The organism is Nonlabens sp. (genome assembly GCF_965660805.1).
Lineage (GTDB): Bacteria > Bacteroidota > Bacteroidia > Flavobacteriales > Flavobacteriaceae > Nonlabens.
Map to the genome: position 1 here is coordinate 144,509 of NZ_CBFIBE010000001.1, position 21,995 is coordinate 166,503.

The window sequence follows — 21,995 nt, forward strand, 5'->3', positions numbered from 1 at the left end:
ATGGAATTTATAAAGTCTTAAAATTATTTCCGTAGCTACGGCTATGCAATGAGTTTTTAGCTTCAACTAGACACAAATAGGTATCTGTTAAAAAATCCCTTATTACAATGAGTAATAAGGGATTTTTAAGTGGTTTATGGTCCTTTTTATTTTAAAGGCTTCATTTCAAAATCATTCATGAAGGCTGTAGTGTAATTACCAGCAACATAATCTGGATCATCCATTAATTCTCTATGGAAAGGTATGGTAGTTTTAATTCCTTCAATCACAAATTCATCTAGAGCGCGTTTCATTTTATCAATGGCTTCCTGCCTTGTGCGCGCAGTAGTAATTAATTTAGCAATCATAGAGTCATAGTTAGGCGGTATCGAGTATCCTGCATATACATGAGTATCTAAGCGCACTCCATGACCACCTGGCGCATGTAGTACCGTGATTTTACCTGGTGACGGGCGGAAATCGTGATAAGGATCCTCTGCATTAATACGACATTCAATAGAATGTAGTGTAGGCTCATAGTTTTTACCTGATATTTTCACACCAGCAGCTACAAGAATTTGCTCTCTAATAAGGTCAAAATCAATTACTTGTTCAGTAATAGGGTGCTCTACCTGGATACGAGTATTCATTTCCATAAAGTAGAAATTACGGTGTTTATCTACTAAAAACTCTACCGTTCCTGCGCCTTCATACTTGATATATTCAGCGGCTTTTACGGCAGCCTCACCCATGTCCTTACGTAATTTCTTAGTCATGAAAGGAGAAGGAACCTCTTCAGTAAGCTTTTGGTGACGGCGCTGTACAGAGCAATCACGTTCACTTAAGTGACATGCTTTTCCATATGAATCACCTACAATCTGGATTTCTATGTGACGTGGCTCTTCGATGAGTTTTTCCATGTACATGTCATCATTTCCAAAGGCTGCTTTACTTTCTTGACGGGCACTTTCCCATGCCGCTAGTAAATCTTCTTCTTTCCAAACGGCGCGCATACCTTTACCACCACCACCGGCAGTAGCTTTAAGCATTACAGGATATCCAGTTTCCTTTGCGATATTTTTACACTGATCAAAATCTGCTATAATTCCGTCAGATCCTGGAACACAAGGTACACCAGCAGCTTTCATGGTTTCTTTGGCTGTAGCCTTATCTCCCATTTTAGCAATCATTTCTGGACTTGCCCCTATAAATTTAATGTCGTGCTCACCACAAATACGAGAAAAATCTGCATTTTCAGAAAGGAATCCATATCCTGGATGAATAGCATCAGCATTTGTTATTTCTGCGGCGCTAATGATGTTTGAGACTTTTAAGTAAGACAGGTTACTAGGTGCTGGCCCTATACAAACTGCCTCATCAGCAAATTTTACGTGTAGGCTATCAGCATCAGCTGTAGAGTAAACGGCTACAGTCTTGATTCCCATTTCTTTACAGGTTCTAATCACTCTCAGAGCGATTTCACCGCGATTTGCTATCAATATTTTTTTAAACATGATATGTTTTTTTAGTTAGTTATGGTTGTGGTAATTCCGCTTTCGCGAAAGCGTGTCCACAAAAAATCCCTCTTATTAATTATTAAGAAGGATCTACTAAAAATAATGGTTGATCAAATTCAACTGGAGAAGAGTCGTCCACTAATACTTTTACAATAGTACCAGAAACTTCACTTTCAATCTCGTTGAACAATTTCATAGCTTCAATAATACAAAGTGTGTCACCTTCTTTAATGCTGTCTCCTACCTCACAGAATAATGGTTTATCTGGAGCTGGTTTTCTATAGAATGTACCTATTATAGGTGATTTTACAGTTACGTATTTACTGTTATCTTCTACAGCTGGTGCTGGTGCAGCAGCCTCTGCTGGTGCTGGTGCGACTGCGGCTGGTGCAGGAGCAGCTGCAACTTGCGGTGCTGGTGCTGCTTGCATAGGCATAGCCTGTTGTACATAAGTTACTTCATTAGAATCTGATCCAGTTCTAATAGTGATTTTTACGTCATCCATTTCTAGCTTTACCTCGCTAGCTCCAGATTTTGCTACAAACTTAATTAAGTTTTGAATTTCTTTTATATCCATAATTTAGGTGGTTATGATTAGCTATTATAAGCCCATGTTAATAATATGGAGCCCCAAGTAAATCCGCCGCCAAATGCTGCAAAGACTAACTTGTCACCCTTTTTTAATTGAGATTCGTATTCATTTAATAATAGTGGTAATGTTGCGCTGGTAGTGTTTCCATAACGATCTATATTCATCATTACTTTTTCTTCTGGTAAATCTACCCTGCGCGCTGTTGCATCTATAATGCGTTTATTTGCTTGATGTGGTACTAGCCAGTCCACATCTTCATTTGTTAAGTTGTTACGTTTAACAATTTTTTCAGCCACATCTGCCATATTAGAAACAGCATATTTGAAAACGTTTTTACCGTCTTGAAAAACGTAGTGCTGGTTATTATCTACCGTTTCACGTGATGGTGGTAATAATGAGCCACCAGCTTCTACTTTTAAGAAGTTTCTACCTATACCGTCTGATCGTAGTATTTCATCTTCATAGCCTACTTCAGGATCTGTAGTAGGTTCAAATAGAGCTGCGCCGGCACCATCTCCAAAGATGATACAGGTAGTGCGGTCTTTATAATCTATGATACTAGACATCTTATCAGCACCTATGAGAAGTACTTTTTTATATCTTCCAGATTCTATATAGCTACTCGCGGTGCTCATTCCATATAAAAAGCTAGAGCATGCTGCCTGTAAGTCATAAGAAAAGGCGTTAATAGCTCCTATTTCACTGGCTACATATGCTGCGGTAGATGCTACAGGCATATCTGGTGTAACAGTTCCTACTATGACTAAATCTATAGTTTGTGGGTCTAAGTCCTTTTTTGCGATTAGGTCTTTTGCTGCCTCAATAGCTAGGTAAGAGGTTCCTTTATCTTTATCCTTTAATAACCTACGTTCTTTGATACCAGTACGAGTGGAAATCCACTCATCGTTAGTGTCAACCATGGTTGCTAGGATAGCGTTAGTAAGCTTATAGTCTGGCACGTAGCCGCCTACTGCAGTAATCGCCGCTTTGATGTTACTCATACAGGTGATTCTTGTAATTATTAGAGTTGTGAAAGCTACTGAAAAACTCGCAGAAATAAATAAAAATGACACGCTTTTAATTAAAACGTGTCATTTTTATTTATTTCTGCGAAGAAAAACTTTGTTTTCTACTGATTTGATAATTCAGTGAATTAAGCTTCTACTTCTTCGGTTTTATCTATTAATACATTACCACGGTAATATAATTTACCTTCATGCCAGTGAGCTCTGTGGTAAAGGTGTGCTTCACCAGTTGTGCTATCTGTAGCAATTTGTGGGACACTAGCTTTGTAGTGAGTTCTTCTTTTATCTCTTCTTGTTTTGGAGATTTTTCTCTTAGGATGCGCCATGGCTATTTATTATTATCCGTTTTTAATTTTTTTAATGCGTCCCATCTGGGATCGGTACTTTCTTTATTATCTTTTATTATATCTAGGTTCTTAGGACTGAGTTCTTCTAGTTTTTCAAGTATTTCAGAATCTAATGATCCGTCTTCTACACCTGGGTGAACCCTTTTTAATGGAATACTTAAAACGATCATCTCATACATGAACTGACCTATGTTAAATTCATAAGATCCATGCGGTAGTATGAGCAATTCTTCGTTATCATTATTAAATTCTTGACCAAATTTAATAATGATATCCATTTTAGTTTCAATAGGTAAATCAAAAGGTTCATTAGTAAGGTCACAGTTAACGTTTACAGAACCTGAAGCTTCTAGTTGCAATTCCATGATTGTGGACTTTTTATCTAGCGTGGCTTCTACTTTTAATTGAGAACTATTGAAATCCTCAAAACCATAATTTTCAAAAAACGCATTATCGACCTCATATTGAAACTTGTGTTTCCCTTGCTTTAATCCTACAAAGGATATGTTATAAGCTTTGAGTTCCATAATCTTCCTCGTTAAACGAGCGGGCAAAGATAATAAAAGTTATTAAAAATACATTGTTAATATTATCTACGTTTTTTAGAAAGATTTTTTAATGGGTTTACGGTTAACTCTTCAAACATGTTTCTATGTTTAAAAACTGCACAAGCCGTATGTATAGCTGCTATAAATGAAGATGGACTTGCCTCTCCTTTACCAGCTATGTCAAAGCCTGTACCGTGATCTGGACTAGTGCGTACATGACTTAATCCTGCGGTATAATTAACGCCAGCCCCAAAAGCTATGGTTTTAAATGGTACAAGACCTTGATCATGATATGAGGCAAGTATGGCGTCAAATTGTAAGTGTTTTTTATTTCCAAAAAAGCTGTCTGCTGGATAAGGACCAAAAATTAAAGTGCCATCTTTTCTTAATTCTTCTAGTGCTGGAATAAGTTTTTCTTGATCTTCTGTACCTATAACGCCATTATCTCCCACATGGGGATTGATTCCTAAAACAGCTATTTTAGGCTTTATAATACCAAAGTCTTTTTTCAAAGATTCTTTAATCGTACCTATTTTAGTTTTAATTAATTTTTCAGTAATTTGATTTGCAACTTCTTTAATAGGAACATGGTCAGTAAGTAAACCTACCCTAATATCTTCAGAAACCATAAACATTAGGCTCTCGCCTTCTAGTTCTTGATTCAAGTAATCTGTATGTCCTGGGAATTTAAAATCTTCTGACTGTATGGATTCCTTATGAATAGGTGCTGTAACTAGAACGTCTATTTGGTTTTCTTTTAACGCAGCGGTTGCGGCCTTCAAACTTTTTATAGCAAGTTCTCCAGCCTCAGCATCTACAGTTCCCCAGTTTACTATAAAAGGTTCTTTAATTAATCTAACTACATTTATTTTACCGTCAACAATATCATCTAAAGAATTGATTCCATGTATTTTAATATTGAGATTAAAGGTTTTTATATAATAAGATAAGAGTTTAGTGCTTGCAAAAATGACAGGTGTGTAAAGCTCCAGCATCTGGTTATCTTCAAACGCTTTTAATATAATCTCTCCTCCTATACCGTTAGGGTCACCTAATGATATTCCTACTTTAATGTTTTGCTTTTTGTTCATGCGGTGCTATGTTTTTAGCCGTATTTTTGAAAATATAAAAGTAAAGGTTTTTCGTCACTTATGTTTACAGGAATTATAGAGTCTGCCGCAAGAGTTATTGAACTCAAAAAAGAGAATACAAATCTTCACATAACTCTGGAGAGTAGTATTACTAATGAGCTTAAAATAGATCAAAGTGTAGCACATAATGGAGTGTGCTTAACCGTGGTTGCTATTGAGGGAAGTGAATATGTGGTTACAGCAATAGAGGAGACCTTGCAAAAAACAAATATAGGTCAACTTAAAATTAATGATATCGTAAACATAGAACGTGCTATGATGATGAATGCTCGTCTAGATGGGCATATTGTACAAGGACATGTAGATCAAACAGCCACCTGTATAGATGTCATTAATAAGGATGGTTCATGGGTATTCACTTTTGAATATGATACCACTTTACAAAACGTGACTATTGAAAAAGGAAGTATTTGTGTTAATGGCGTGAGTCTTACGGTTGTAAACTCAAAAGAAAATAGGTTTTCAGTAGCGATTATACCATATACTTATGAGCATACTGGGTTTAAAACCATGCAAAAGGGAGATCAAATAAACCTAGAATTTGATGTTATAGGTAAATATGTAAAAAGATTAATGAGGCTATAAAGATGTTTTAAACCTCTTGTAAACTACTATCGCTCCTATAATCAAGGCAGTAGCTAGTAATATCCATAAATCACTATCTAACGGCACGACATCACCTACTGGAGGCGGCGGAGGCGGAGGCGGAGTTTGAGCTACTAACACTGTTAGGGAAAGTGAAAGAATGTTAATCATAGTTTAAAATAGCGGCTGCAAAGGTAGAACTTTAAATGAATTGTTACAAAAAAGTAAAGTAAAGTTGTAGTGAATTCTCATCACATTGCTTTACATCGATAAAAACAGCTTTTTCAACTGTTTTGTTGTTGATGCCTGGTTAACAACTAATAAATGCAACTCGCAAAAACGTATTTCTTATACTGGCTTTAAAAGCCGATTCATAACTTTTACAAGAACCCCATAAAAAAGTGACATTCATAAATGAAGCTTACCGTGTCAAAAACAGCAAATACTTCTCGGAAATCTGGTAAAGCTAAATAGTTTTAAAAAACACTAAATAAAAAAAGCTCCAGCGTTAACTGAAGCTTTTGTGGGCCCACCTGGGCTCGAACCAGGGACTTTCTGATTATGAGTCAGATACTCTAACCAACTGAGTTATAGGCCCGACGTCTATTTCTAAGAAAAAGAAGTCTTAAAAAGTGTGCAAATTTAAACTATAATTCCGCTTGTACAAACTATTCTTCAATTTCCTGACATAACTCTACCAGAACACCATTAGTAGTTTTAGGATGAATAAAGGCAACCAGCTTATTATCAGCACCTTTTTTAGGTTCTTTATTCAGAATAGAAAAACCTTCTTTTTCTAATCTATTGAGTTCTTCTTTAATATTATCTACTTGAAAAGCTACATGATGGATTCCTTCACCTCGCTTTTCTATATATTTTGCGATAGCACTATCCTTATGAGTGGCCGCTAGTAGTTCTATTTTATTTTCTCCACTTTTAAAAAAAGAGGTTATAACGTGCTCGCTTGCTACTTCTTCATTTTTATAAGGTTTTCTACCTAATAGTTTTTCATAAGTCTCATTTGCCTTTTCTAAATCTTTTACTGCGATTCCTAGATGCTCAATCTTACCTAACATAATTCTTTAATTTAATTTTCAAAAATATCACAAATCCATTTGCTTACCTTTGTACTATGGAAGAAAGTAATAGACAGAAAAAAATAAGCGGTATCCTTCAAGAGGATATCTCATCTGTTATACAGGATTATTTAAGAAAGAATACCGTTAAAAATTTATTGATATCAGTCACTAAGGTTACGGTTACACCAGATTTAGGTTATGCTAAAGCTTACCTATCTGTTTTTCCAGCAGATAAAGCTGTGGCTGTGGTAAAAGAAATAGTAGAGGTAGGTCCTCAATTAAGACATCAAGTTGCTGCAAAAGTGCGCCATCAATTGCGCCGCATGCCAGAGTTGCAATTCTTTAATGATGATTCTTTGGAATATATGGATCAAATTGATCGAGAATTAAAAGGGTTTAATAACCCTATTGAAAATCCAGATATCCTACCACGTAGAAAAAAATCGTAGTGAATTTTTCGTTTTACATCGCAAAGCGGTATCTAGTTTCTAAAAATGGTAAAAACGCCATTAACATCATTAATATTCTTAGTTTTATTATTACCGTAGTAGGAACAGCAGCCCTATTTATAGTATTATCTGGTTTTTCAGGATTAAAGGACTTCAGTACAGAGTTTAGCAGTTATTTTGATCCTGATCTTAAAGTAACTCCTTTAAACGGTAAAGTATTAGAGATTCCGCTTTCGCGAAAGCGTGATCTAGAAAACCTCTCAGGCATAGAGGTCATAAGCGCTACTATAGAAGAAAAAGCCTTTTTACATTACGATGGTAAAAACGATATCGCTTATATCAAAGGTGTGGAACCTAGCTATGAACAGGTCATAAAAACAGATACTATATTATTATATGGAAGCTGGTTAGGAAATAGTGACATGCAGGTAGTTGCAGGTGCAGCCATATCTGATGAAATGTCCTTACAAGTAGATAATTATGGAAGGTTTTTACAGATTATGGTTCCTAAACCTGGGAAAAATGCCATAAACACTATGAATTATCACGATTCCTTTAGCCAGCTAGATGTCGTGGCCACAGGTATTTTTAGTGTTAATGAAAACCTAGATAGTAAATATATTTTTACCACTATTACCGCTGCACGCAAGCTACTTGATTATAGTGTAGATATGGCCAGCAGTGTAGAGATTAAACTTAACGCAGGTGCTGATGAGGATCGGTTACGAGAAGAAATACAATCCCTTTTTGATGTTCCTGTGGTTATTAAAAATAGACTTCAAATGAATGATGGCCTTTATAAAATGCTGAATTCAGAGAATCTAGCGGTCTACCTGATTTTTACATTAGTGCTCATCATTGCTCTATTTAATGTTGTAGGTTCTATTATGATGATGATATTAGATAAGAAGCAAAACCTTAAAACTTTAAAAGATTTAGGCGCTAGTTTACCATCGCTACGTAAAATTTTCTTTATTCAAGGAAGTTTAATGACTACAGCTGGTGGATTTATAGGTCTGTTTATAGGAGTTGTATTTGTATATGCTCAAATAGAATTTAAACTTATTTATATACAAGAAGGACTAGCTTATCCTTTTGCTATGGATATTAAGAATGTATTTCTAGCTGTAGGAACTATAGGAGCTTTAGGGACACTGGCGAGTTACGTTGCCTCTAGACGTATTAATGAGGATTTGCTTTCTCAGGCAAAGTTATAATCACCAAATTTATCGAGCACTTCATCAAAGGCGTCAAAAACTCCTTGCGCTTCATCACTAGTTACCATTTTCATGCGGTATTCTTTAAAGTTAGGAATACCTTTGAAATAGTTAGTATAATGGCGTCTGGTTTCAAAAACACCTAGTGTTTCTCCTTTCCAGGCGATAGACATTTCTAAATGGCGTCTCGCTACTTCTACACGTTCTTGCATGGTGGGTTTTGCCATGTGTTTACCTGTTTCAAAAAAGTGTTTCACTTCTCTAAAAAACCATGGGTATCCTATACTGGCACGACCTATCATCGCACCATCTAGTCCATATTCATCACGCATTTCTAGAGCGCGTTCTGGTGTGTTTACATCTCCATTACCGAAAACAGGAATGTGCATGCGTGGATTATTTTTAACCGCTGCAATAGGTTTCCAGTCTGCGTTACCTTTATACATTTGAGCACGTGTACGGCCGTGTATAGAAATCGCTTTAATTCCTACATCTTGTAAGCGCTCTGCTACTTCTACTATTTTTATAGAATCATCATCCCAGCCCAGTCTGGTTTTTACTGTAATAGGCAAGTTTGTGTGTTTAACCATTGCTTCGGTAAGGGACACCATGAGGTCTATATCTTTCAATATTCCAGCACCAGCACCACGAGAAACAACTTTTTTTACGGGACAACCAAAGTTGATATCTATAATATCAGGTTTAGTGCGTTCCACGATTTCTACAGATTGTAGCATGGAATCTAAGTTTGCCCCAAATATTTGTATTCCCACAGGGCGCTCAGCCTCATAAATATCAAGTTTCATGGTGCTTTTTGCTGCATCACGTATGAGCCCTTCACTAGAAATGAATTCAGTATAAACTACATCGGCACCATTTTCTTTGCACAGTGCTCGGAATGGTGGATCACTCACATCTTCCATGGGTGCGAGTAGTAGTGGGAAATCAGGTAATTGTATATCTCCTATTTTAGGCATGGGACAAAAATAAGGTATATTATATTTTCAAAATGTAGAACCGCAAAATATTAAAAGTCTTTTCCTTATTTATGCTATTTTATGTTTGTAATGTCGCCATAACAAATTGAATTATTTTTTACTGAGTTGAGGTTAAAGTTTATTGTATTACCATAGTAACTTCATTAATAAGTTTATGTAAAAAACAAACGATTTATTAAGGTATACATTCAAATGGATACCATAATATTACCTTGTTATTATGGCTTTTTGATTATGCAATCTCTTATATAAAACAATGTTGCTATATCAGAAGGTTTGATAGTGACTCTTACAGCAAAAAAATAACCCCATAGTAAAGAAAACTGGGAATACCCTAATATACAAGTATGCTGTAAGAATAACGGGTGCTGGCCTACTTAATGATAGTAAGTGTCTTATCAATTTAGGAAAGCTCTCTCAAAAATTGGGAAAGGAATTAGATTATATTTGCAGCAGTATTAAAAAACTATGAAGAACATACGTAATTTTTGTATCATCGCACACATAGACCATGGAAAAAGCACGCTGGCAGACAGGCTGTTAGACGCTACACACACGGTTACTAAACGTGAATCTCAAGCTCAGTTACTAGATAATATGGATCTGGAGCGCGAGCGTGGAATCACTATAAAGTCTCATGCGATTCAAATGGATTACACTGCTCCAGATGGTGAGCAATATATTTTAAACTTAATAGATACTCCTGGTCACGTAGATTTCTCTTATGAGGTTTCTCGTTCTATTGCTGCTTGTGAAGGAGCACTTCTCATCGTAGATGCAGCACAAAGTATACAAGCACAGACTATTTCTAATTTATACCTAGCCTTAGAAAATGATTTAGAAATCATTCCTGTTTTGAATAAAGTAGATTTACCTAGCGCAAACCCAGAAGAAGTAACAGATGATATCGTGGATCTTCTAGGTTGTGACCCTAGTGAAGTAATTCCTGCTAGTGCAAAAACGGGTCTAGGAATTCAAGAAATACTAGATGCTATTGTAGAACGCGTTCCTGCTCCTAAAGGTAATGTAGATGAGCCATTACAAGCACTTGTTTTTGACTCACATTATAACCAGTTCCGGGGTGTGGAGACTATATTTAGAGTCATTAATGGTTCCATTAAAAAAGGGCAGCATATCAAATTTGTCGCTACTGGTGAAAGTTATTATGCAGATGAGATAGGAACTCTTAAACTGAACCAGGTTCCTAAAAAAGAAATAAAAGCAGGTGATGTAGGTTACCTTATCACAGGTATTAAGGAGGCTAAAGAGGTTAAAGTAGGTGATACCATAACAGATTACGCAAACCCTACGACCAACCCAATAGGTGGATTTGAGGACGTAAAACCTATGGTATTTGCTGGTATTTATCCAGTAGATACTGAAGACTATGAAGATCTACGTGCTAGTATGGAAAAGCTCCAGTTGAACGACGCATCTCTAGTTTTTCAGGCAGAAAGTAGTGCGGCACTTGGTTTTGGATTCCGTTGTGGATTCTTAGGAATGTTGCACTTAGAAATTATTCAGGAACGTCTCGAGCGCGAGTTTGACATGACTGTGATTACTACCGTTCCTAACGTTTCATATTATGCTTATACAAATAAGGAGCCAGACGAGCGCATTATTGTAAATAACCCTAGTGATTTACCAGAACCTTCCACGCTTAATCGTGTTGAAGAACCTTATATTAAAGCAACTATTATCACAAAATCTGAATTTGTAGGTAATGTAATGTCGCTATGTATAGAGAAACGAGGTATCGTTACTAATCAAACCTATTTAACTACTGAGCGCGTAGAGTTAACCTTTGATATGCCACTGGCAGAGATCGTTTTTGATTTCTACGATAGATTAAAAACCGTTTCTAAAGGTTATGCATCATTTGACTACGCACCTATAGGAATGCGAGTTTCAAAATTAGTACGTTTAGATGTACTTCTTAATGCTCAAACGGTAGATGCGTTAAGTGCTTTAATTCACTTTGATAACGCTTACACCATAGGTAAAAAGATGGTGGAAAAATTACGTGAGTTGATCCCTAGACAGCAGTTTGATATCCCAGTACAAGCGGCGATAGGTGCAAAAATAATCGCTCGAGAAACTATTAAAGCCTTACGTAAAGACGTGACAGCAAAATGTTATGGTGGTGATATCTCTCGTAAACGTAAACTTCTTGAAAAACAAAAGAAAGGTAAAAAGCGCATGCGCCAGGTAGGAAACGTAGAGATTCCTCAACAGGCATTTATGGCAGTTTTAAAGCTAAATGATTAAATAAAAAAGAGGTCTTTACTAAAGACCTCTTTTTTTTTGGAATAACTTCTTAAGTTTATTCGCATGTCGTTTGAGTCGCTGCTAAGGTTCATAAATTGAATTATTTTTAACGAAGCAATCTGGAGTTTAAACAGAAATATTGGACTGTTTAATTGTTATTTTTGGTTATAAATACGGTATTTAAATGATGAATTGGTATGATCTATTTAAAAACTTCCATCCATACATAAACCACTTTTACATATTTAAACTCTAACCCTTTCACTCACCTAGTCCATCACCACCTCGCCACTTAAGCGCTCTGTGATCTTTTTACCTAGGTAAGCCAGCTGGCTGTGTTCTTCTACATTCACTTCTAGAGAAGTAGATGGAATAATATCTATTTCACCTTTTTTCCTTATAAATAGAGGAATAATATTTTCATCAGTCTTAGTAATTTCAATCAGCTCTTCATAATGTTCTTGAGACTTAATACCTATCTCGTGTATCTCTCCATAATATCTTGCTACTTCCATCATGTTTACATAATCGTCTGTAGAAGAGAAAAGACCTTTAGGTGGATTCTGGTTAGGATTTTTTATTTCTCTCGAATGGACTAATCGATAAGCTCCATGTTCACCAAAACGATCTCCAAAACGTTCCAAAGCATAATCGTTTATTTGTGAATTACCTGTAAGAGCCATTAAAAAACCTATATTATTAAACTCTATGTCGTCAGTTATTTCATCACTATAAATATCGGCACTTACGGCATCAAGTCCTTTTTCTTTAGCTATTTTAATATTGTTTGAATTCGTGTCTACAAGTACAACACTGCGGCCATGCTTTTTGAGATAACCAGCTATAAGTCTTGAGAACTTAGAAGCTCCTACGATCATAATACCGTCTGACTGTTTCAAGAACACTCCTACTATTTTTGCAAATAAACGTGCTGTAGTAGCATTAAAAAGAACCGTTCCTAGTACAATCATAAATACTAAAGGCGTTATAAGTTTTGATCCTTCTAGCATGTTTTGATAATGCTCAAGGGTTAATAGATAGTTCTGTAATTCACTGGTAGAAACCTCTAGTAATTGATGCTCTTCAATTTTTTGCTCATATAAATACACCAGTTTAGAACCAAAAAGAGAAGCAATACCAGCCGCTACTATACCACGTGGCCCTACCCAAGAAATGAATAGTTTTTCATTGAGTTTTAATTTTGATCCACTAGTACTGATAAATACCGCAAGTGGTCTTATTACAAAAACTACAATCGCAAAAAGAATCGCCGTTTGCCAGTTATAAAGCAGTAATAAATCATCCATATTTATATTTGCAGCAAGAAGAATAAAAAGAATAGAAATTAAAAGTACGCTCAGCGATTCTTTAAAATAAAGCAACTCTTTTAAGTTTTTAAGTTTCCCATTACCTAGGACCATTCCCATCACAACCACAGCCAGTAATCCAGACTCGTGTGCAAATAGTTCAGACTCCACAAAAACAAGTAACACTGTGGAAAGAGAGACCACGTTTAACAAATAGTGAGGAATTAATTTGCGATTAATAGCAAAAGCCAGCGCATGAGCAAATGTGAACCCAAACGTAGTCCCAAAAAGTATAATTTTACCAAACTCCATTAAAGCAGTTTTAGTAAAACCACCTTCTCCACCTACACTTATAAATTCAAAAACTAATACAGCTACCAGTGCCCCAATAGGATCTATTAAGATCCCTTCCCATTTTAAAACCGCAGAGACGTCTTTCTTCAACGGTATATTTCTTAAAATAGGAGTAATCACGGTAGGTCCAGTAACTATGATTAATCCAGCAAAAAGAAAAGAAAGTTCCCAGCTCAACTCAAACGTAAAATGAGCTACGATTCCAGCACCGAAAAACGTAACCGCAGACCCTATTGTTATTAATTTAGTGATAACAGGCCCTACATTTTTAATTTCGGCACGTTTCAAGGTTAATCCACCTTCAAAAAGTATGATACTAATCGCTAGTGAGACAAAGTAATACAGCCCTTCTCCAGGAAACAGACCTTTCTCACCATTCCATATAGGTTCTATCCATTTTGTTCCATCTTCACTTAGAAACTCTGCGGCAATCGGTCCTACTAAAAGTCCGATTAAAATTAACGGTAAAATTGCAGGTATTTTAAATTTCCACGCTACCCATTGTGCAAGTATTCCTAAAATTATAATTCCGGCTAGTTCTAGCATTTTTTCAATTTTGGATGAAAATTACAACCTTTTATTAAATGATGTCCTAGTTTACGCTTTCGCGAAAGCGTATTTAAGCAAGAATTTAAGTAGTAAAATTTAAAAAAACCTTTTAAAACCACTCATTATCAACATTTCAAGTAAATGCCTTAAACGGTTTAACTCAATTTCTAGAAAAAACAAATAACATTATTTTAAATTGCACTACTTATTGAACAGATTTGATTTATGAAAATACATCCTATAGAAGCTGGAAATTTTAAGTTAGATGGTGGCGCCATGTTTGGTGTCGTTCCTAAGTCACTCTGGCAACGCACTAATCCAGCCGACTCTAATAACATGATCGATATGGCGGCTCGTTGTTTACTGGTTGAAAACGGTGATCGATTGACCTTAATAGATACAGGAATGGGGAATAAGCAGTCAGAGAAGTTCTTTGGCTATTATTTTATGGATCATGTACACAATCTAGACAGCTCACTTAAAAAAGCTGGCTTCTCACGTGATGATATTACTGATGTGTTTTTAACGCACTTACACTTTGATCATTGCGGTGGCGTGATTGAAAAAAGTAAGAAGGATATTTATGAACCTGCTTTTGCAAAAGCAAAATTCTGGACTAATTCTAATCACTGGAAATGGGCCGTAGAACCTAATGCCAGAGAAAAAGCTTCTTTCCTTACTGAAAATATAAAGCCTATAGAAGAAAGTGGCCAGTTGAACTTTATAAATCAGTCCAGCTCTTTTGAAACTAAAAACGAGATGGATTTTGACATTCTTTTTGTAGATGGGCACACAGAAAAAATGATGATTCCACATATCACCATAGGAGACAAAACATTTGTTTACATGGCAGATCTGTTACCTACCGCTGGACATATTCCTATTCCTTATGTTATGGGATATGATACCAGACCACTTTTAACACTGGATGAAAAAGCAAAATTTTTAGATCTAGCAGCCACTAAAGGTTATTACCTCATCCTAGAACACGACCCAAATAATGAAATAATCACCGTGAAACACACAGAAAAAGGTGTGCGTCTCGATAAATCCCTTAAATTTAACGACTTATTTAATTAAAAATCATGAAGTACACTTTTATTAAAAACACATTTTTAACAGTAGCTGCGGCAGGTATGCTTGCTAGCTGTGGTAGTGGTTTCACCATTGTGTCTCCACCTATTGAAAATATAGACTCCACACCTATTAAAACCACTGAGCTCTCTGAAGAAGAAGCAAAGAACTGGAAAGATCTGGACATGCTAACAGACACTATCCCAGGAATGAGTGTGAATAAGGCTTATAATGAGATTCTTAAAGGTCGCATGGGAGAAACTGTTGTGGTAGCCGTTATAGATTCTGGAATAGATATAGAACATGAAGATCTAGATGGTGTGATCTGGACTAATGAAGATGAAATCCCAGGAAATGGAATTGATGATGATAAAAATGGATACATAGATGACATCCACGGATGGAACTTTATGGGTAACATCGTAGATGAGAACCTAGAGTATGAGCGCATCCTGCGTGATAAAGCTATGTTACCAGCAGATATCGTTGCAAAGGCTCAAAAAGAATATGATGGTGAACTTGCTCAAGCTACTCAAGCTAAGCAACGCTATGAAGAACTGTTGCAACAAATCGTAAGTGCAGATAAGGTTATAACTGCTCATTTAGGAAAATCAGACTACACTGCTGAGGAAGTAGCCGCTATAAAATCTGAAGATGAGGCTGTTTTAAAAGCACAATCTGATTTAAACTTTTTCTTTGTAAGAGGTTTACCGAGCACTAAAGAGGCAAAAGAAACTATTACAGGCTTGATTACAAATGCTGCAAACCTTTTAAATGGAGATAAATTAAAAACTAACTACCGTGAAGACGCTATGCCTGGAAACAGTCCTTACAGCTATACGGTAGGAGATGTTTGGGGAGATAATCAATACAGCGGTCCAGATCCAGAAAAAGCCGATGCTTTTCACGGAACTCACGTAGCAGGAATCATCGCTGCAGAGCGTGATAATGGTTTAGGTGTAAATGGTGTTGCAAATAATGCAAAAATCATGGTTCTAAGAGCCGTAAGTATGGGTGACGAGTATGATAAAGACATCGCTGCTGCGATACGTTATGCTGCAGATAATGGAGCAAAAGTGATCAACGGTAGCTTCGGGAAATACCATTCTTCAAACCCAGAATTTGTATGGGACGCTCTTAAATATGCAGCAAGTAAAGATGTACTTTTTGTAAACGCAGCAGGTAATGAAGGAATCGATACAGATTTTATTCAAGTATATCCACAAGATCAAGTTCTTGCTGGTGCAGAGATCTCTGATAACTTCCTTACGGTAGGTGCATTAACTTCTTCTTATGGAGCAGACCTGCCAGCAAGTTTCTCTAACTATGGTAAAGCAACGGTAGACGTTTTCGGTCCAGGAGCACAGATTTACTCCACAGCACCATTAAATGAATACCGCAATGCAAGTGGAACTTCTATGGCGTCTCCAGCAGTAGCTGGTGTAGCAGCTGTGATACGTTCACAATTCCCTAAATTAAAAGCTGGACAGGTGAAACAAATCATTATGGATAGCGGTTTAACTACGCAAGCAAGAGTAAATTTAGGTCGTGGAGAAAATGCAGTTACTAAACCATTTCAAGAAATTACTACTTCTGGAAAAATGGCTAATTTGTACAATGCATTAATCATGGCTTCAAAGATGTAAGCCTTATTTAAATAGTATTTTTAAAGCCTGTTCTTTCTAGAGCAGGCTTTTCTTTTTAGGGTGGATTTAATAATTCGCTTTCGCGAAAGCGGTATATTTAACACCTAATTACTCAATACCTATTAAAAATGAAAAAAATCATCTTATTACTTACCACAGCAGTCATTATAGCAAGTTGTGGATCTACTAAAGATGCTGTTGCAACTCAAAACACCAGTGCAACTGGATACTGGCAACAAGCCGTAGATTATAAAATGGATGTAGATATGGATGTGGACCGCTACCAGTACACGGGAAAACAGACCTTAGTTTACACAAATAATTCTCCAGAAACTCTAGATCGAGTGTACTACCATTTATTCTTTAATGCTTTTCAGCCAGGTAGTGAAATGGATGTACGTTCCCGCACCATTGCAGATCCTGATCCTCGTGTAGGTTCTCGCATCGCAGCACTAGAGCCTAATGAAATAGGATATTTACACGTGTCTAACATGACACAAGATGGAACAGCTCTTCAACCACAAGAAGAAGGAACCGTGCTAGTTGTAAAACTAGCTCAGGCTCTTGCTCCAGGACAGTCCACCACTTTAAAATTAGATTTTAACGGTCAGGTTCCGGTTCAAGTACGTAGAAGTGGTCGCAATAATAAAGAAGGTGTGGCACTTTCTATGACACAATGGTTTCCTAAAATGGCTGAATTTGACATTACAGGATGGAATACCAGTCCATACATAGGTCGTGAGTTTCATGGTGTATGGGGTAACTTTGATGTAAAGTTGACCTTAGATAAAGATTACACCGTAGGCGGAACGGGATATTTACAAAACCCTAAAGAAATAGGTCACGGCTATGATAAGCCTAACTCTGGTCCTGCAAAAGGAAAAGATGGAAAACTAACCTGGCACTTTAACGCACCTATGGTTCACGATTTTGCATGGGGCGCAGATCCAGATTTTATCCATGATATCTATAAAGGTGAAAATGGAGTAGACTTACACTTTCTCTATAAGGATAACGCTGCTATAAAAGAAAATTGGAAAAATTTACAGCCTAAGACTAATGAGATGTTGAAGTATTTTAACAAGCACATAGGCGAGTATCCATATAAGCAGTACAGTGTGATTCAAGGTGGTGACGGCGGTATGGAATATGCGATGTGTACGTTAATTACTGGAGAGCGCAACTTCGGTAGTTTAATGGGCGTGACAGCACATGAATTTGCCCATTCATGGTTCAACCATGTTCTCGCTACAAATGAGGCTAAACATGAGTGGATGGATGAAGGTTTTACCACTTTTATCTCTAATAAATTTATGGCTTACATCGCAGGGAAAGACGAGTCCACGGCAAATAATAATTCTTATAGAGGTTATTTAGGACTAGCCGCATCTGGAAAAGAACAACCACAATCCACACATGCAGATCGTTATGAATATAACGGTGCTTATGGCGCAAGTGCTTATAATAAAGGAGCCACTTTTATCGCACAATTAGGTTATGTGATAGGAGAAGAGAAACGTGATGAAGTCATTAAAGAGTACTATAACACTTGGAAATTTAAGCATCCTGAACCTAACGATTTTAAACGAGTTGCTGAACGCGTAAGCGGTTTTGACTTAGAGTGGTATTTACGTGACTGGACCATGACTACAAATGTGATCGACTATGCAGTTGAGGATATGAGTAGTTTAGACGGTAGAACGATGATATCGCTTTCGCGAAAAGGCCTCATGCCTATGCCTCTAGACATAAAAGTCACTATGAATGATGGGTCTGAGAAATGGTTTTACATTCCGCTAGAAGAAATGCGTGGAGAAAAAGCAGTACCTAATAACTGGACCACATTAAAAGATTGGGCTTGGGCATATCCTACTTATGAGTTAGAGTTAGAAGGAATTAACATGCGCTCCATAAGATCTGTAGAAATAGATCCTAATAATCAAATGGCCGATGTGGATAAAGAAAATAATAAGTGGCAACTGGAAGAATAATTTTTTAGTCTTCAGCCATTAAGTTTACAGTAGGCAGTCTTTTTTAGGGCTGCCTATTTAGTTATTTCTTTTGGTATAAAGTGGTTGGTGCCGTTTACTTTTTTATCAATCCTAGTAGTACGTTCTTTCCTATTTCAAGAGATTGAAGAGAACTAAAAAATAAGGTTTGCTCTTGAAAAGTAACTTCTATTAAGTAGTCAGTTCCTTTAAAATAGCAGTTGGTAATGGTTACCTCTATACCTTTTTTAGAGATTTGAAGTTGTTCAGGATAGCATAAGAGTTCTTCTTTATTATCAAACCATCCAGCACGAATTACATTTACTTCATTAAAAAGAGAGGCGCTATACACTTCTAGCGGCTTTTTATAACAGTCTACCGTTTTTCTGTGGTCTATAATCTTGCCACCACGCATGATAATGGTCTCCTCAGTGAAAGGCAGTACGTCATCTTTATCGTGAGTGGCAATGAGACAGGTGATGTTTTTCTTTTTAAGGTAGGAGAATAAACTGCGTCTCAAGTCATTTTTTCTAAAATTATCAATATTAGAAAAGGGCTCATCGAGTAATAATACATTAGGTTGCTGTGCCAGTGATTTTGCGATGGCAACGCGTTGTTTTTGTCCGCCACTGAGTGTTTTTACCTTACGATCTTTAAAGTCGCTCATATCTACTACAGCGAGTAATTCTATAATGCGATCCGCACGGTTATCCATTTGAATAGAGAGATGTTCTCCTACGTTTTCAAAAACAGTAGTAAATGGCATTAAGTCAAATTCCTGTGGAACATATTTCATCATAGGATGACCTGGAACGAGATGATGATCTGCGCCATCTAAGATGAGGTTATTAAAAGAAATCGTACCGCTATCTTCTTGTAAAAGACCGTAAATCAAATTGAGTAAGGTGCTTTTACCACAACCACTTTCTCCTATAAGTGCTACAGGAGTACCTTGAGGAATATTGAGGTTGATGTCATGCAAGGCTTTACCTTGATCATAAGAAAACTGGATGTCTTTTAACTGGAGCATGTCACAAAGGTAATAGCCTAGAACTTAAAAAACCCATGCGAGTGGCATAGGTTTTAAGTATCAACTTTTCGCGGAAGCAAAAAACTACATCTTCACACGCTCACTAACTTCAGGAAGTTCTTCAAAACCTATGTTGAACAAGGCAAAACTGTAAATATCAGTTTGTTCTTGAATCACTTGTGCTGTAGATTTTCCTGCGCCGTGACCAGCATCTGTCTCGATGCGTATTAGGGTAGGAGCGTCACCAGCTTGTTTAGACTGCAACTCTGCTGCAAACTTGAACGAGTGTGCTGGCACCACACGATCATCATGATCACCAGTAGTTACCATAGTCGCTGGATAAGAAACACCTTCTTTAATATTATGTAATGGGGAATAGCCTTTTAAGTATTTAAACATTTCTGGACTGTCCTCTGCTGTTCCATAATCATAAGCCCATCCAGCACCAGCAGTAAACTTATTATAACGCAGCATATCTAGAACTCCTACGGCAGGGAAAGCTACACTAGCAAGATCTGGACGCTGAGTCATGGTGGCACCTACTAATAATCCACCATTAGAACCACCTTGAATAGCTAGATATTGTGTTGAGGTATAGTTATTATCTTTTAACCACTCACCAGCAGCGATAAAATCGTCAAATACATTTTGTTTATCTAGTTTAGTACCAGCGTCGTGCCATTTTTTACCATACTCACCACCACCACGCAGGTTTGCGACGGCATAAATACCACCCATTTCCATCCACGCTGCGCGAGAAACAGAAAAACTAGGATTTAAAGAGATATTAAAACCACCATAACCATAAAGTATCGTCGGGTTTTTACCATCTAGTGGCAATCCCTTTTTATGCGAGATAATCATAGGTATTTTGGTACCATCTTTAGAAGTGTAAAACACTTGTGTAGACTCATACTCATCGCTATTGAATTTAATCTCTGGTTTGCGGTATAATTGAGAAGTACCTTTTTCAATATCATATAAGTAGGTACTTCCTGGAGTTGTGTAATTTGTGAAACTGTAGTAGAGCGTTTTATCTTCTTTTTTAGCTCCAAAACCGCCTACGTTTCCTATTCCTGGCAGCTCCACCTCACGCACTAGTGTACCGTCATAATGGTATTGCTTTACTTGAGAAACAGCATCTACCATATATTCTGCAAAGATATATCCACCACCAGTAGATGGCGAGAGTACATTTTCTGTTTCTGGAATCACATCCACCCAATTTTCCTGTGTAGGATTAGAAAAATCAGTAACCACTATACGTTGATTAGGTGCGTTATAGTCTGTAACGATCCATAATTTAGAACCTTCATTATGCAATAAGTAACTATTAGTGTCAAAGTTATCTAGAACCGTTACCAGCTGCGCATTAGGATTGTCAAGTTCTTTCATAAACATCTTACCACCATTTGTAGAAGTACTGGCGCTTATGACTAAGTATTTTTGATCATCTGTCACGCCACCACCTACGTAACGGTATTTTTGTTCTGGCGTTTCACCAAATATGACGCGATCCTCACTTTGCGGCGTTCCTAATTTGTGGTAGTACAACTTGTGTCGATCAGTCATAGCACTGAGCTCACTACCATCAGGCTTATCATAACTGGAATAGTAAAAACCATCATTTCCTTTCCAGGACATTCCAGAGAATTTTACATCTTTAATGGTGTCACCTACTTGAGATAGATCTTTGGTATCTAAGACTATTATTTTTCTCCAGTCGCTTCCACCTTCTGATATGGCATAAGCAAATAAAGAACCATCTTTAGTAAAAGAAGTTCCACCTAGAGAGGTCGTTCCATCTTTAGAAAAGGAATTAGGGTCTAGAAAGACAGTAGCATCTTCCATGTTACCATCATTAGGAAAACGATAGATCACATATTGATTTTGCAGTCCATCATTTTTATAGAAATAAGTGTAATCACCTTCTATGAATGGTGCTCCTACCTTCTCATAATTCCATAATTCGGTAAGGCGGTTTTTTACGCTTTCGCGAAAGCGTATTTGACCCAAATACCCGTTAGTAACTTTATTTTGAGCTTTTACCCATTCTCCAGTTTCTTCACTACGATCGTCTTCCAGCCAGCGGTATGGATCTGGAACATCTGTGCCGTGATAGGTATCTATATGATCTACAGTTGCTGTGGTAGGATATGTTATAGTCATTTGTTGGGTTGCCTGTTTTTTATCTTGGCAAGAGGCCAGTGCCGCAAGGGCAGCGGCTGCAAGAATGATTTTTTTCATAATGATACTTTTTAATTATTTAGGGTAATCTAATACCCAATTCAA

At 36.9% G+C, this 21,995-nt stretch carries 19 protein-coding genes and 1 tRNA gene; 7 read left to right on the plus strand and 13 right to left on the minus strand.

Annotation, left to right across the window (positions count from 1 at the left end):
- Positions 1-146: 146 nt before the first annotated feature.
- From accC to pdxA, 6 genes are all read right to left on the minus strand, one after another.
- Positions 147-1,493: an acetyl-CoA carboxylase biotin carboxylase subunit gene (gene accC / locus ACTF48_RS00665; protein WP_438961207.1), complete on the minus strand. Its 1,347-nt coding sequence runs from the start codon at positions 1,491-1,493 to the stop codon at positions 147-149.
- A gap of 82 nt (positions 1,494-1,575) precedes the next feature.
- Positions 1,576-2,073 carry an acetyl-CoA carboxylase biotin carboxyl carrier protein gene (gene accB / locus ACTF48_RS00670; protein WP_438961208.1) on the minus strand — a complete coding sequence of 166 codons (498 nt, stop codon included), beginning with the start codon at positions 2,071-2,073 and terminating at the stop codon, positions 1,576-1,578.
- A 17-nt stretch (positions 2,074-2,090) separates the two neighbouring features.
- Positions 2,091-3,089: a beta-ketoacyl-ACP synthase III gene (locus tag ACTF48_RS00675; RefSeq protein WP_438961209.1), complete on the minus strand. Its 999-nt coding sequence runs from the start codon at positions 3,087-3,089 to the stop codon at positions 2,091-2,093.
- 152 nt (positions 3,090-3,241) lie between these two features.
- Positions 3,242-3,439 (minus strand): 50S ribosomal protein L32, encoded by a 198-nt coding sequence (gene rpmF / locus ACTF48_RS00680; RefSeq protein WP_036583364.1) that lies wholly within the window; start codon positions 3,437-3,439, stop codon positions 3,242-3,244.
- Between the two features lie 2 nt (positions 3,440-3,441).
- A complete protein-coding gene (locus tag ACTF48_RS00685) occupies positions 3,442-3,987 on the minus strand; it encodes a YceD family protein (RefSeq protein ID WP_438961210.1) in 546 nt (181 codons plus the stop codon).
- A 62-nt stretch (positions 3,988-4,049) separates the two neighbouring features.
- A complete protein-coding gene (gene pdxA, locus ACTF48_RS00690) occupies positions 4,050-5,099 on the minus strand; it encodes a 4-hydroxythreonine-4-phosphate dehydrogenase PdxA (protein ID WP_438961211.1) in 1,050 nt (349 codons plus the stop codon).
- A 60-nt stretch (positions 5,100-5,159) separates the two neighbouring features.
- On the opposite strand from pdxA, the gene ACTF48_RS00695 reads away from it, so the two are divergent.
- The gene (locus ACTF48_RS00695) at positions 5,160-5,744 is read left to right on the plus strand and encodes a riboflavin synthase (protein ID WP_438961212.1); all 585 of its coding nucleotides are present in this window, start codon (positions 5,160-5,162) and stop codon (positions 5,742-5,744) included.
- Here ACTF48_RS00695 and ACTF48_RS00700 read toward each other — a convergent pair.
- From ACTF48_RS00700 to mce, 3 genes are all read right to left on the minus strand, one after another.
- Positions 5,739-5,915, minus strand: a complete 177-nt coding sequence (locus ACTF48_RS00700; RefSeq protein WP_438961213.1) for a hypothetical protein — start codon at positions 5,913-5,915, stop codon at positions 5,739-5,741. The two genes, ACTF48_RS00695 and ACTF48_RS00700, sit on opposite strands and share 6 nt — an antisense overlap.
- Positions 5,916-6,268: 353 nt before the next feature.
- Positions 6,269-6,342 (minus strand) — tRNA-Ile (locus ACTF48_RS00705).
- Between the two features lie 70 nt (positions 6,343-6,412).
- The gene (gene mce, locus ACTF48_RS00710) at positions 6,413-6,820 is read right to left on the minus strand and encodes a methylmalonyl-CoA epimerase (protein WP_438961214.1); all 408 of its coding nucleotides are present in this window, start codon (positions 6,818-6,820) and stop codon (positions 6,413-6,415) included.
- 56 nt (positions 6,821-6,876) lie between these two features.
- Between mce and rbfA the strand changes: the two genes are divergently transcribed.
- Together rbfA and ACTF48_RS00720 are read left to right on the plus strand one after the other, a co-directional pair.
- On the plus strand, positions 6,877-7,272 hold the full coding sequence (gene rbfA, locus ACTF48_RS00715) for a 30S ribosome-binding factor RbfA (protein ID WP_438961215.1): 396 nt from the start codon (positions 6,877-6,879) through the stop codon (positions 7,270-7,272).
- Positions 7,272-8,489: an ABC transporter permease gene (locus ACTF48_RS00720; protein WP_438961216.1), complete on the plus strand. Its 1,218-nt coding sequence runs from the start codon at positions 7,272-7,274 to the stop codon at positions 8,487-8,489. Before rbfA ends, ACTF48_RS00720 begins: the two co-directional genes overlap by 1 nt.
- Here the strand turns inward: ACTF48_RS00720 and dusB are convergent.
- On the minus strand, positions 8,474-9,466 hold the full coding sequence (gene dusB, locus ACTF48_RS00725) for a tRNA dihydrouridine synthase DusB (protein ID WP_438961217.1): 993 nt from the start codon (positions 9,464-9,466) through the stop codon (positions 8,474-8,476). The two genes, ACTF48_RS00720 and dusB, sit on opposite strands and share 16 nt — an antisense overlap.
- A 489-nt stretch (positions 9,467-9,955) precedes the next feature.
- Between dusB and lepA the strand changes: the two genes are divergently transcribed.
- Positions 9,956-11,755, plus strand: a complete 1,800-nt coding sequence (gene lepA / locus ACTF48_RS00730) for a translation elongation factor 4 (protein WP_438961218.1) — start codon at positions 9,956-9,958, stop codon at positions 11,753-11,755.
- A gap of 269 nt (positions 11,756-12,024) precedes the next feature.
- Here the strand turns inward: lepA and ACTF48_RS00735 are convergent, their stop codons facing one another.
- Positions 12,025-13,962, minus strand: coding sequence for a cation:proton antiporter (locus tag ACTF48_RS00735; RefSeq protein WP_438961219.1), 1,938 nt, complete (start codon positions 13,960-13,962; stop codon positions 12,025-12,027).
- Positions 13,963-14,190: 228 nt separating this feature from the next.
- Between ACTF48_RS00735 and ACTF48_RS00740 the strand changes: the two genes are divergently transcribed.
- The 3 genes from ACTF48_RS00740 (at position 14,191) to ACTF48_RS00750 (ending at position 18,676) form a co-directional block, all read left to right on the plus strand.
- Positions 14,191-15,045, plus strand: a complete 855-nt coding sequence (locus ACTF48_RS00740) for an MBL fold metallo-hydrolase (protein ID WP_438961220.1) — start codon at positions 14,191-14,193, stop codon at positions 15,043-15,045.
- Positions 15,046-15,050: 5 nt separating this feature from the next.
- Positions 15,051-16,685, plus strand: coding sequence for a S8 family serine peptidase (locus ACTF48_RS00745; protein WP_438961221.1), 1,635 nt, complete (start codon positions 15,051-15,053; stop codon positions 16,683-16,685).
- 128 nt (positions 16,686-16,813) lie between these two features.
- Positions 16,814-18,676 (plus strand): M1 family metallopeptidase, encoded by a 1,863-nt coding sequence (locus ACTF48_RS00750; RefSeq protein ID WP_438961222.1) that lies wholly within the window; start codon positions 16,814-16,816, stop codon positions 18,674-18,676.
- Between the two features lie 94 nt (positions 18,677-18,770).
- On the opposite strand, the gene ACTF48_RS00755 is transcribed toward ACTF48_RS00750, so the two are convergent.
- Together ACTF48_RS00755 and ACTF48_RS00760 are read right to left on the minus strand one after the other, a co-directional pair.
- A complete protein-coding gene (locus ACTF48_RS00755) occupies positions 18,771-19,703 on the minus strand; it encodes an ABC transporter ATP-binding protein (protein WP_438961223.1) in 933 nt (310 codons plus the stop codon).
- Positions 19,704-19,787: 84 nt separating this feature from the next.
- Positions 19,788-21,950: a prolyl oligopeptidase family serine peptidase gene (locus ACTF48_RS00760; protein ID WP_438961224.1), complete on the minus strand. Its 2,163-nt coding sequence runs from the start codon at positions 21,948-21,950 to the stop codon at positions 19,788-19,790.
- Positions 21,951-21,995 lie beyond the last annotated feature (45 nt).